This is a genomic window from Clostridium polynesiense (genome assembly GCF_000820705.1).
In the GTDB taxonomy this organism is placed as follows: Bacteria; Bacillota; Clostridia; order Clostridiales; family Clostridiaceae; genus Clostridium_AA; species Clostridium_AA polynesiense.
This window is the reverse complement of sequence record NZ_CCXI01000133.1, coordinates 96,865-109,949: the sequence shown is the minus strand read 5'-3', so window position 1 is coordinate 109,949 and position 13,085 is coordinate 96,865. Positions and strand designations below refer to the sequence as shown.

8 protein-coding genes, 1 CRISPR repeat array and 2 other annotated features are annotated in these 13,085 nt (G+C 33.7%); of the genes, 7 read left to right on the top strand and 1 reads right to left on the bottom strand.

Annotated elements, in window-relative coordinates; translation table 11 throughout:
- Position 1: 1 nt before the first annotated feature.
- A CRISPR array of direct repeats spans positions 2-1,623; the repeat unit is 30 nt; unit sequence GTTTATAGAATACCTATAAGGAATTGAAAC.
- Between the two features lie 370 nt (positions 1,624-1,993).
- The 4 genes from TA89_RS13560 to TA89_RS13545 all read left to right on the top strand — a co-directional run bounded on the left by TA89_RS13560 (position 1,994) and on the right by TA89_RS13545 (position 7,865).
- Positions 1,994-2,314, top strand: a complete 321-nt coding sequence (locus tag TA89_RS13560; RefSeq protein ID WP_242850147.1) for a hypothetical protein — start codon at positions 1,994-1,996, stop codon at positions 2,312-2,314.
- A gap of 109 nt (positions 2,315-2,423) precedes the next feature.
- Positions 2,424-2,704, top strand: a binding site (T-box leader).
- Between the two features lie 60 nt (positions 2,705-2,764).
- Positions 2,765-5,872, top strand: coding sequence for an isoleucine--tRNA ligase (gene ileS, locus TA89_RS13555; RefSeq protein ID WP_040214115.1), 3,108 nt, complete (start codon positions 2,765-2,767; stop codon positions 5,870-5,872).
- Between the two features lie 182 nt (positions 5,873-6,054).
- Complete coding sequence (locus tag TA89_RS13550; RefSeq protein ID WP_040214114.1) at positions 6,055-7,053, top strand: LacI family DNA-binding transcriptional regulator; 999 nt, start codon at positions 6,055-6,057, stop codon at positions 7,051-7,053.
- A 101-nt stretch (positions 7,054-7,154) separates the two neighbouring features.
- Positions 7,155-7,865: a M48 family metallopeptidase gene (locus TA89_RS13545; RefSeq protein ID WP_040214113.1), complete on the top strand. Its 711-nt coding sequence runs from the start codon at positions 7,155-7,157 to the stop codon at positions 7,863-7,865.
- 27 nt (positions 7,866-7,892) lie between these two features.
- Here the strand turns inward: TA89_RS13545 and TA89_RS13540 are convergent, their stop codons facing one another.
- Positions 7,893-9,047, bottom strand: coding sequence for a DUF5050 domain-containing protein (locus TA89_RS13540; protein WP_040214110.1), 1,155 nt, complete (start codon positions 9,045-9,047; stop codon positions 7,893-7,895).
- Between the two features lie 279 nt (positions 9,048-9,326).
- Here TA89_RS13540 and TA89_RS13535 point away from each other — a divergent pair, with 279 nt between their 5' ends.
- The 3 genes from TA89_RS13535 (at position 9,327) to TA89_RS13525 (ending at position 12,946) form a co-directional block, all read left to right on the top strand.
- Positions 9,327-9,785 (top strand): MarR family winged helix-turn-helix transcriptional regulator, encoded by a 459-nt coding sequence (locus tag TA89_RS13535; RefSeq protein ID WP_052447509.1) that lies wholly within the window; start codon positions 9,327-9,329, stop codon positions 9,783-9,785.
- The gene (locus TA89_RS13530) at positions 9,764-11,119 is read left to right on the top strand and encodes an MATE family efflux transporter (protein WP_040214108.1); all 1,356 of its coding nucleotides are present in this window, start codon (positions 9,764-9,766) and stop codon (positions 11,117-11,119) included. The genes TA89_RS13535 and TA89_RS13530 overlap by 22 nt, the downstream gene beginning before the upstream one ends.
- 147 nt (positions 11,120-11,266) lie before the next feature.
- Positions 11,267-11,494, top strand: a binding site (T-box leader).
- Positions 11,495-11,602: 108 nt separating this feature from the next.
- Positions 11,603-12,946 (top strand): sodium-dependent transporter, encoded by a 1,344-nt coding sequence (locus TA89_RS13525; RefSeq protein ID WP_040214135.1) that lies wholly within the window; start codon positions 11,603-11,605, stop codon positions 12,944-12,946.
- Positions 12,947-13,085 lie beyond the last annotated feature (139 nt).

Genomic DNA, 13,085 nt, shown 5'->3' with positions numbered 1-13,085 from the left:
GGTTTATAGAATACCTATAAGGAATTGAAACTATGTTAATTGTTATGCTTCGAGGAGAATCTTTTCTTGTTTATAGAATACCTATAAGGAATTGAAACATATAACTAGTAAGTAATAACCTATAACCACATACGTTTATAGAATACCTATAAGGAATTGAAACAATATTTCACCTTTACACCTCCTAATTACCTATAGCGTTTATAGAATACCTATAAGGAATTGAAACCCCATAGAACCTTCTAAAGCACCGGTTAATACATTAGGTTTATAGAATACCTATAAGGAATTGAAACAAAAGTAATATTAATTATGGTAACATTACTTTTTAAAAGTTTATAGAATACCTATAAGGAATTGAAACGAGGTTGAAAATTTTCTGAATGAAAATAGGTCATTCGTTTATAGAATACCTATAAGGAATTGAAACTTATTCCATGGATAGAAGCAGTTTTAAAGAACTGGGTTTATAGAATACCTATAAGGAATTGAAACTAGATATTTCTGTATTATACATAATGCAGATTTACGTTTATAGAATACCTATAAGGAATTGAAACTAAAACTCTTCTGCACATTTCCTGCAGATTTTTATCCGTTTATAGAATACCTATAAGGAATTGAAACACAAGCAATTGTTCGGGAGTTTCTTCTTTTTCTAAGTTTATAGAATACCTATAAGGAATTGAAACTCTAAATAATCAAAGGTTAATCTCAAACCGTTTTCTTGTTTATAGAATACCTATAAGGAATTGAAACATTTAAACTTTCTGCATATAGCCACCTTGTAGCTAGTTTATAGAATACCTATAAGGAATTGAAACTTTGTTTCTATATTAAAATCTAACAGTAATCCTGTTAGTTTATAGAATACCTATAAGGAATTGAAACAGATAAGCGAAGCTATAGCACGTTATTATTTATCCTTGTTTATAGAATACCTATAAGGAATTGAAACTCTGTAAAACCATCTGCATATCCTACTTCTGCCATTGTTTATAGAATACCTATAAGGAATTGAAACCACCAATTTGAAGTGTCATAAAGTTTTGTACTCATAGTTTATAGAATACCTATAAGGAATTGAAACTCAATTCTCAAAGAACAGAATATATCACAAATTGATAGTTTATAGAATACCTATAAGGAATTGAAACAATACTAACAATCTTAAAACTATCACTTCTTTGGGAAGTTTATAGAATACCTATAAGGAATTGAAACTTTAATTATGAAATGATATACAATATATAAAAAGGGGGTTTATAGAATACCTATAAGGAATTGAAACCCACAATCACAAATACATTCCCATATAACATAATTTCGTTTATAGAATACCTATAAAGAATTGAAACTATCATGACAATCGAAATCTTCCGTTTCTCCTATATGTTTATAGAATACCTATAAGGAATTGAAACGCAAGTATTGAAGCTAAGGTTTGAGCTTTTTCTCTTGTTTATAGAATACCTATAAGGAATTGAAACTAGGGATAACGTGCTGTTACCCCTATACTGAAGCTGGTTTATAGAATACCTATAAGGAATTGAAACACACTTGGTGGTGCAGCCATAGCTTGGCTGTTTAAATGTTTATAGAATACCTATAAGGAATTGAAACTCCACATTTTCTGCCAATTGCGACTCTAAGCTAACGAATTGATAGAATATCTCGATAACGAATTGGAACTTGTGTCGCATTATCTATCTATTATGGATTATTTATTATGGAACAATACTTATAAGGAATTAATACTAAGAGAGTATACTCATACTTTCAAATAAAAACAAAAGTTTGACTATATTATAACTTCAACAGCATAAATTAAATCTGAAAGCAGGTGAAATCTCACCATGAGAAAAAAGCGAATTAACTACTTGGTATAGTTATATTAACTGATAGTATATTGTACCAAGATAAAAATTATATTTACTGTCAGGATAGCTGGACTGCTTTTCTAATTAAAAAATAAAAGAAAAGAGGATCAGTTATGGAGCAAAATAAATTAAATAAAGCATTAATAAAGGACTTTAAGCCATTATTTCCGAAAAACACTTTAGATAACATTCTCAAAGAATTAGAAAAAAGCTTTTTTGAAGCTTTATATGCTGAAGAGTTTTTTCCATATCTCCGTTTTAAAGATGTTGGAGCAGTGGTATATTATGCAAAAATTATTCAGTGGGAATTTCCAAATTTCTCAGTAGACAATTGTTTTCAAGGATTATTTAGGTTAAATGAAGAGTTAAAGGCTAAAGGATATATAGAGAGCATTGAACACAGATTTATTATTGTGTGCAGAAAGCTAAAATAGCCTGAATTTAATCTAAAAATTTCCCCAGAAATATTAAGCCTTATGTATCTACAATAATGTACAATCCTTCGTTGACATTGCAGGGCTTTGGTATTATAATTTAAAATAATGAAAAACTATGATCAGGAGAAGTAGTTGAATTTGCAGCTTTTAGAGAGCGGTCCCCAGGGTGTAAGGACTGCAGTGAGAATTTAGCGAAAATCACCTGGGAGTTGGTGGCTGAAAATTGCAGTAAGCTTACCCGTAGTCCTGCGTTAAGGGATAGAGCATGATGGTGCTTGAAAATAAGCCTTTCTATTTATGATTAAGCTATTATATTAAATTCTATTGATAGTGTTTTATGAAAGGCATCTCTATAGGTGGTATAGCGAACACAACTTCGTCCTGTTGGATGGAGTTTTTTATTTGCAATTAAAAAGATGATAATAATCTCAGGAAAGGGGTTTGAAGATGTATAAAAAAATTGACAATTCCAGAAGCTTTGTTGATATGGAAAAAGACATAGCGCATTTGTGGAAAGAAAGAAATGTTATTGAAAAAAACTTTGATATGAACAAAGGTGAAAAGAACTTCACTTTCTATGACGGTCCTCCAACTGCTAATGGAAAGCCTCACGTAGGTCATGTTCTTACCAGAGTTATGAAGGATATAATTCCAAGATATAAGGTTATGAAGGGGTATCATGTACTTAGAAAAGCAGGCTGGGATACCCAAGGACTTCCTGTTGAACTTGAAATAGAAAAGAAGCTTGGAATTTCAGGAAAGCCTCAAATAGAGGAGTTTGGTGTTGGAAAGTTCGTTGAGGAATGCAAAGGCAGCGTATTTTCATATGTTAATATGTGGAAGGATATGTCTGAAAAGTTAGCTTATTGGGTTGATATGGAAAATCCTTATGTAACTTATAAGGATGATTATCTTGAATCCGTTTGGTGGGCTCTTAAGCAGATGTGGGATAAGGATCTTTTATATAAGGGGCATAAAATAATTCCTTACTGTCCAAGATGCGGAACAGCTTTATCCTCTCACGAAGTAGCTCAGGGTTATAAGGATGTAAAGGAAGCTACTGCAATAGTTAAATTTAAGGTTAAAGGTGAAGAAAATAAATATATACTAGCATGGACAACAACTCCTTGGACACTTCCAAGTAACGTTGCTCTTGCGGTGAATAAAGCCTATGACTATGTAGAGGTTGTACAAAATGGCGAGCATTTTTATCTTGCTAAAAGCCTTTTAAATATTTTAGATGGAGAGTATGAAATAGTTAAAGAGTTCAAAGGAGAGGCTCTTCTTGGAATGGAATATGAGCAGCTTTTCCCATTCTATACTCCGGAAGAAAAAGCATTTTACATCGTTCATGGAGATTTCGTAACTTTAAGCGATGGTACAGGAATAGTCCATATAGCTCCTGCTTATGGTGAAGACGATAATTTAATAGGTAAAAAATATGGTTTGCCTCTTATAAATTTAGTTGACACAGAAGGAAAATTTGTAGATGCAGTTGAGCCTTTTAAAGGAATGTTCGTTAAAAAAGCTGATCCTAAGATTTTAGAATATATGAAGGAAAAAAATCTCCTGTTTAAATCAGAAAAGTTTACACACTCCTATCCTCACTGCTGGAGATGTGATACTGCACTGCTTTATTATCCAAAAGACAGCTGGTTTGTTAAAATGACCTCTTTAAGGGATAAGCTTTTAGAAAATAATAATAAGATTAACTGGTATCCTGACAACGTAAGAACAGGAAGGTTTGGTAAATTCCTTGAAAATGTTATAGATTGGGGTATATCCAGAGACAGATACTGGGGAACACCTCTTCCTATCTGGGAATGTGACTGCGGTCATAGAGAATGTATAGGCAGTAGAGCAGAATTAGAAGAAAAGGGAATCAATGTTCCAAAGGATATAGAGCTTCATAAGCCTTATATAGATGAAGTTAAGCTTACCTGCCCTAAGTGCGGAAAGCCTATGACAAGAACAGGGGAAGTTATCGATGCATGGTTCGATTCCGGTTCAATGCCTTTTGCACAGTGGCATTATCCCTTTGAAAATAAAGAGATATTTGAAGAAAATTTCCCTGCACAGTTTATATCAGAGGCGGTAGATCAGACCAGAGGATGGTTCTACACCCTGCTGGCAATATCTACAGCTATCTTTGATACAAATCCTTTTGAAAACTGCATAGTTTTAGGTCACGTACTGGATAAGCACGGACTTAAAATGTCAAAGCATAAGGGAAATGTTGTGGATCCTTTTGTAGTTCTTGAAAATCAGGGAGCGGATGCAACCAGATGGCACTTCTATACTGCCAGTGCTCCATGGCTGCCAACAAGATTTTCAGAGGATGATGTAGCAGAAGCAGGAAGAAAATTCTTAAGCACCTTATGGAATGTTTACTCCTTCTATGTGCTGTATGCTGAAATAGATAATTTCAACCCATTGGATTATGCTGATTTTAAATCAGAAAATGTTATGGATAAATGGATAATGTCAAGGCTTAACACCTTGATTAAAACAGTGGATGAGGACCTTAATTCCTATAAGATAACTCAGGCAGCTCTTTCTATTGAGGAGTTTACTGATGAGCTTTCCAACTGGTATGTAAGAAGAAACAGATCAAGATATTGGAGCGAAGAGCTTACAGAGGATAAGATAGGTGCTTATGTAACCTTATATAAAGTGCTTACAACCTTAATTAAAGTTGCTGCACCATTTGTTCCTTTTATCACTGAAGAAATATATCAAAACCTTGTGGTTTCTTTAGATAAGGATGCTGTAGAAAGCATACATCTATGCACATGGCCTGAATATAAGGCTGAGCTTGTGGATGAAGCTTTAGAAGCGGAAATGGAAATGGCATCTAAAATAGTTAAGCTTGGAAGAAGTGCAAGAAACGGAGCTAACATCAAGAACAGACAGCCTCTTTCTAAAATGCTTGTAAGCACTAAGTCTCTTCCTGAATATTACGGAGACATAATAAAGGATGAGCTGAATATTAAGGAAATGCAGTTTGGAGCAGACCTTTCAAAATATGTTAACTTTGAAATTAAGCCTAACCTTCCTGTATTGGGAAAAGCTTATGGTAAGCTTATACCTTCAATAAGAGCTGAAATAGCTAAAAAGAATCAGATGGAATTAGCTCAGAAGGTTCAAAATGGCGGAGCTGAGGTTATAAATGTTCAAGGGCAGGAGATAGAGCTTAACGCTCAAAACCTTCTTGTAACCATGCAGGGACTTGAAGGCTATGCTTTCTCCGGTGAAGGAGAGATCGGTATAGTTCTGGATACTACCATCACTGAAGAGCTTAGAGAAGAAGGACATTTAAGAGAAATAATCTCTAAGGTTCAAAATATGAGAAAGGAAAGCGGTTTTGAGGTTTCAGATAAAATCAATCTTTATGCAGCGGGAAATGAAATGCTCATAGGGGTAATGAAGAAGTTTGAAGACTTTATAAAGAAAGAAACCCTTTCTGTAGAAATATTATATAACAGTGAAGCAGATTATACTGAAGCATCTGTTAATGGTGAAAAACTGGATTTAGCAGTAAAAGTTGTAAAATAAAGGTACAAAACTGTTAGGACTTGGTTGTCCTAACAGTTTTGTATTAATTATTATGGGTTATTTTTTATAAGATTTATAATTGTATATTGTAACTAATAATGTTATAGTTTACTTGTAAAGGTATAGTGATTTTTAGTATAATTATGAACAATAGTAAATTAGTATAGGTAGGAGTTGATAAAATGGCGGCTTCAATAAAAGATGTTGCAAAGGAAGCAGGAGTTTCCATAGCAACGGTTTCCAGAGTATTAAATGATATCGATGTAGTAAATGAAGAAACAAAAAAGAAGGTTCAGGATGCAATACAGAAGTTAGGATACAGACCTAATATTGTAGCTCGAAGCCTGAAGACTCAAAGGACAAAAACTATAGGAATTCTTATACCTGATATATCAAGTCAGTTTTATCCTGAAATAGTAAGAGGTGCTGAAGACGTTTCTAACATTTATGATTATAACGTTATACTTTGTAATTCTGACTTAGATGAAGAAAAAGAAAAAGAATACTTAAGAGTGCTAAAGGAAAAAATGGTTGACGGAGTGCTTTATATGAGCTCTTCTTTAAAACCTGAAATAACAGACCTTATAAGAGAGCTGGATCTTAAGACAGTATTAATAGAGTCCAGTGATGAGGAGGGAATATTCCCAAGCGTTACAATAGATAATGTAAAGGCAGGTTATGATGCTGCTAATTATATTATTAAAAAAGGTAATAAGGATATAGCATACATAGGAGCCTCCAAGGATTCCAGCAATGCCTGGGCACAGAGATATAAGGGTTTTGAAAAGGCAATGAAGGAAAATAACTTGGAAATAAATGAGGATATGGTGTATTTCGGAGATTTAAGAACTGAAACAGGCTATAAAGGCATCAGAAAGATTCTTAAAAAGGCCAGCTCCATAGATGCGGTAATCTGTGCTTCAGACGAAGTTGCTATGGGAGCAATAAATACTCTGAGAGAGCATCAGCTTTCCGTACCTCAGGATGTTGATGTCATAGGCTTTAATAATATTTATTCTGCACAGGTTTATTATCCAAATCTTACAACCGTTGCACAGCCTATGTATGATATGGGCTCCATTGCGATGAGAATGCTTATAAAGCTTATAAATCAAAAGACTATTGAACAGGGACACTATGTTTTAGATCATGAAATAATCGAAAGGGATTCCTGTAAATAAGTATTTAAATATGGGAGCCTGCTAAATAAGTATGAATTTTATATATTAGCAAAATTAACAGCTTGACCTTTGGTTCGGGCTGTTTTTATTAGGGGGTACCTGTGGATTATAAATATACAGTAAGATACAGTAAAAGAAAAACCTTAGCTATTAAGATAAGTGCTGAAGAAGGACTAGTGGTTCTGGCTCCTTATAACTGCAGTAAAAAGTATATAGACAAACTTTTAAAAGAAAAGCAGCAGTGGATTGAGAAAAACTATAAGGATATTTATGAACTTAGAACCTCTATAGGTGATAGAGAAAATATAGAGAAAATTATGTTTTTAGGTAAGGTTTATAATATTAAAATAAGATATTCCTCATTAAAAAAGAGTGCTGCAGCTTTAGAAGGAGATACTGTAACTGTGAGATTATTTGGAGCTCTTGAGTTTAATGAAGAAAACAGGATTAAAGCTTTAAGAACAGTCTTAAGAGCTTGGTATGCAGAGGAAGGGTATGAAATATTACAGCAAAAGACCTCTCGCTATGCAGAGCGCCTTGGAGTTAAATTTAATAAAATAACTATAAAGGATGTAAAAACCCGATGGGGAAGCTGTTCTTCCTTAGGAAATATAAACTATAACATAAGGCTTATAATGATGCCTGAAGATGTTGTAGATTATATAGTCCTTCATGAATTAAGCCATCTTGTTTATATGAATCATTCCAAAGAGTTTTGGAAATATGTAGAGAGCTTTATAACTGATTATAAAAGCAGAGAAGAAAAGCTAAAAAGGTTAAGCAGCAGTGTTAAACTTTACTGGAAATTTTAACTCTGCTGATTAACTCAGCAGAAGGCTTCAATATATGACCTTTTCCTCCGTACCGTCCGTTTTAATGGTGTATATATAGGCTTTTTCTGCAGAGACACCATATCCATTTTCAAATCCCTGCATAAATAATCTGTCCTCTATCTTATATAAAGGATTAATAAAAGGAACTTTGTTTTTATTATAGACATTGGATATAAGCTGACTTTTCTTTTCCTTAATGGAATATTTATAAATAGATGTATTCTCTAAGTAATATATAGAGTTTCCATCAGCAATATAATTTAAAAAGTAACCATTTATATTAAGCTTGATAGTTTCCATCTTACCGCTGCCTACATCTATCCTCTGGATAATGGATCTTGCGGCTGTATTACTTTCCTTGTTAAAATATATAAAGCTGCCATCTATCTGAGTTACCATAAATAGTGGGCCTTTGTAGAGATTTCTTGAGGCCTTGCTATTAAGGTCATAAGCAGTTAAATAGCATTCATAATCCTTGCCGGAGGGCTTTGAATAAGTATAATATAAAATTCCTTCCTTTATTTGCAGAAAACCCATAAATCCGGCTACACCAAATTCGTTTTTTTCTATATCTATAACCACCTGAAGATTGTCACCCTCCATGTTCATGGACACCATATTACCAGCGCCCTGATCATAGAAATACAGCCTTGATTTATATATGGTTAAACTGCTGCAGGGGTTGTCATAAAGTATTTTTTCATCACCTCCGGTTTTTAAGGAGCTTCTCAGTTTTTCCCCATAAAAATAATATAATTTATTACCGAAGGGGATTATTCCTGAAGGAGATAAGTTGCTTATCTTCTGCATAGCCGTGCCGGAAGGCCGGCATTTATAAATTCCAGGCTCATTATTGAAATTACTGAAGTATAGGAAATTTTCGTCTGCTGTCAATTTGCCTCCCATTCTTATATTTGCTGAATGATAATCCGGAAGGCTTTCCTCTTCAGAGGAGGTGATTCCTGTAATTGAAGGATCAACTGCAGTTTTTTCAGTGTTAAGGCCGTTTTTTTCTTCTTCTGTTATGGTCAGCTTATTTTCTTCTGAAGCCTCTGATGGATTGCTGTAAGAGCTGCTCTTAAAGGTATAAATACCTAATAAGGATATAAATAAGGCTGCTGCTGCCAATCCGAAAAATATCCTGTAGTTTTTTAAAGACATATATAAACCTCTCTTAGTACATAAATATATTTAAATCTTATACTACCATTATATCATAACTGTAATTATATTACATTTAATGCTATATTAAGTAAAATAAATAGTTGCATTTGCAACTATTTATGATATATAATAATATAGCTGTGTGAAATATACTTATTAAAATGCAATAATTATAGATAATAATATCATGTATATTGTCAATAAATATAATGGATTAAAATCAGGTGTTAAAATTTTAGGAGAAATAAGTGCAGGATAGAATAAGAGGGGATAAATTTGAGTAAAAACTGCGAATCTGTAGGTAAATACATCTCTATATTATATAGATTATCCGGAATGTATCTTTCCAAGGAGTTTAAAAAACTTAATATAGGAAGCGGACAGTATCTGTTTTTAGCCTTTCTCTACAATCATGAAGGGATAAATCAAGAGGAGCTCAGCACATATTTAAGCATAGATAAAGGAACTACGGCTAAGGCTTTAAGGAAGCTTGAGGAGGAAGGTTATATCACTAAGATTCATGATAGAGAAGATAGAAGGGCTTTTAAGCTTTATATCACTCCTAAGGGATATTCTATAAAAGATGAGTTTTTCGGTATATTGCACAGCTGGAACGATAATCTTTTAAAGGTGCTTTCACAGGAGGAGATAGAAACGTTGAAGTCTTTATTAAAACGAATGATAGAAAATGAATATACAGGAGGTAAAGGTTTATGGACAGACACAATAGATTAGGAGAAGAAAAGATAAGCACACTGCTTTTTCAGTTTTCCACTCCTGCCATAGTAGGGATGCTTGTTAATGCCCTTTATAACATAGTGGACAGGATTTATATAGGTAATATTAAAGATATAGGTAAATATGCAATTACAGGGGTAGGGTTGACGCTTCCCATAACTACAATTATCATGGCTTTTGGTATGCTGGTTGGAATAGGTTCTGCTGCAGCGGTATCCATTAGGCTTGGACGCCATAAAAAGGATGAGGCTGAAGAAATATTAGGAAACGCTTTTATATTGCTGCTGATATTAAGTGTGGTGCTTCCTATCGTGGGACTCACTTTCCTGGATAGTATTTTGAATTCTTTTGGAGCAAGTGCAAATACTTTAGTATATGCAAAGGAATATATAACCATAATATTTTTTGGAACTGTTTTTAGCTTAGTAAGCTTTGGGCTTAATCATTCTGTAAGATCTGACGGAAATCCCAAAATGGCTATGATGACCATGCTTATTGGAGCTGTTTTAAATACTATATTAGACCCTATCTTCATATTTGTATTTGATATGGGAGTAAAGGGTGCTGCAATTGCTACTGTTTTATCCCAGGTTGTCACTACTTTGTGGATATTAAAGTACTTTTTAGGCAGTGATAGCATTTTAAAAATTCGAAGGAAGTATTTTAAATTAAAAAAGAGTGTAATTTTAAGTATTTTTGCTATTGGGATGTCTCCCTTCAGCATGCAGCTTGCAGCAAGTGTTGTTCAGATTACCTCAAACAAAGCTTTAAGTACTTACGGAGGAGAGTATGCTATAGGTGTTATGGCTGTTATCTCCAGTATAGCTATGATATTCCTGATGCCTGTATTTGGAATAAATCAGGGCAGCCAGCCTATAATAGGCTTCAACTACGGCGCAAAAAAGTATGATAGAGTTAAGGAAACCGTTAACTATGCATCCTTTGCAGCAACTGTAATAATGATAATAGGTTTTCTGGTGGTAGAGATTTTCCCTGCTCAGGCTATAGGATTATTTAACAGAGATCAGGAAATTGTACAGATGGGGGTTCAGGGTATAAGGATATACTTATGCATGATTCCTGTTATAGGTGTACAGATTATAGGAACAAATTACTTCCAATCCATCGGTAAAGCAAAAATATCCATGTTTTTAAGCTTATTAAGACAGGTGATTTTATTAATTCCTCTTCTTATAATACTGCCTAAGTATTTTGGCCTTACAGGTGTCTGGATGGCAGGACCTATATCGGACTTAGGATCATCTTTAATAACCTATACCTTATTTTTCAAGGATTTAAAGAAGTTAAGGACTGAAGAAGCAGCAGCCTGATTTATAATTTTAACAAATATATGCTTTATATTCACATGGAATTTACCGATATATTAATTGAAACTCGATTACATTAACAATAAAGAATAATTACCTCTTTGTTATTGACATAAAGATATATAGATAATAAAATTATAAACAATATGATAATTTGCTATGACGGAGAGAAAAATATCTATAAATCGTAATGACAGAGAACTGGGTAAGGTGAGAGCCGGGATTAGATGGGATATGTAATGATCACTCCAGAGCATCCTATGGGAAATAATAAAAGTACCATAGGGCGCAGATCTGCGATAAAGACCAGGATTTAATTATCTAAAGGCAGTTTAATCTGCGAACAAGGGTGGTACCGCGACTATTTTCGCCCCTATGAAGTTTTACTTCATAGGGGTATTTTTATTTACCAAAACAGCAATTTTTAAAATATACAGGATTGGTTTTACTAATATAAGGGAAATAATTACAAAGGAGGATACACTAATGAAACGAGACAATTTTGGCACTAAGCTTGGACTTCTTGCAGCAGCTGCAGGATCTGCAGTAGGTTTGGGAAACATATGGAAGTTTCCCTATATCACTGGGAAAAACGGAGGTGGAGCGTTTATTCTGCTTTACTTAGCCTGTGTAGCTCTGCTGGGTATTCCTGTAATGATCGCTGAGTTTTCTTTAGGTCGTAAAACTCAGGTTAACGCCGTTGATGCATATAAAAACCTTCAAAAAAAGGGATTTTGGCATTATGCAGGAGGACTAGCAGTTTTTACACCTTTTATAATACTTTCATTTTATTCAATAATAGCAGGCTGGGTATTATCATATATTTCAGGATCTGTAAGCGGTAAAGTATTGAATGTAGCTCCTGATCAGGTGAGTACATATTTTGGAGAAGTGGTTTCCGGCACTTATACACCGATGTTTTGGACTATTATAGTTATAATTATTACCACCTCTATTGTTATTGCAGGGGTTCAATCAGGACTTGAAAAATACAGTAAGGTGTTAATGCCTGCACTTTTTGTACTTCTTATAGTGCTAATGTTTCGTTCTGTAACATTAGAAGGCAGTGCAAAAGGTTTAGAGTTTCTTTTTAAACCTGATTTTTCTAAGCTCACAATGATTTCTGTACTGGAGGCATTGGGACAAGCATTTTACTCTTTAAGCCTTGGTATGGGTATAATAATAACTTATGGAAGCTACATAAAAAAAGAGGAAAACCTTATATCCTTATCTGCTCAGGTAGCTCTTACTGATACCTTGGTAGCAATATTAGCAGGAGTTGTAATATTTCCAGCAGTATTTGCCTATGGTTTGGAGCCTGCTGCAGGACCATCGCTGTTATTTATAACTTTGCCTAAGGTTTTTCAGGCAATGCCTTTTGGTCAATTTTTCTGCTTTTTATTCTTTGTTCTTATTGCTATAGCAGCAATTACCTCAACAATTTCACTTTTAGAGGTATCTGTAGCATTTGTAACTGAAAAGTTTAATCTTGGCAGGAAAAAGGCTGCTATAATGATAGCTGTAGGAGTATTTATCTTTTCAATACCAAGCAGTTTATCCTTTGGACCTTTATCCCATGTTACTATATTCGGGAAAAGCATCTTTGATGCAGTTGATTTTGTAGCATCCAATATATTTTTACCCTTAGGAGGAATATTCGTTACTTTATTTGTAGGATATGTATGGGGTATTAAGAATGCTTTAATAGAAATAACCAATGATGGAAAAATAGAATTTAAATTACAGAAGATATTTACTTTCTTAATAAAGATAGCAGCGCCTATAGCTATATTTTTAATATTGTTGTTTTCTACAGGTATAATTAAATAGCTTTTATAATAAATAGAGACCCAGAGCCTTCCGGGTCTTTATTTTTATGGAATTAAGTATTTTATGGGTAAATCTGTTGATTTATTAAAGAAAATTTAATTTGTTTAGGAGGAAGCAAAGATATATAATAACCATATAA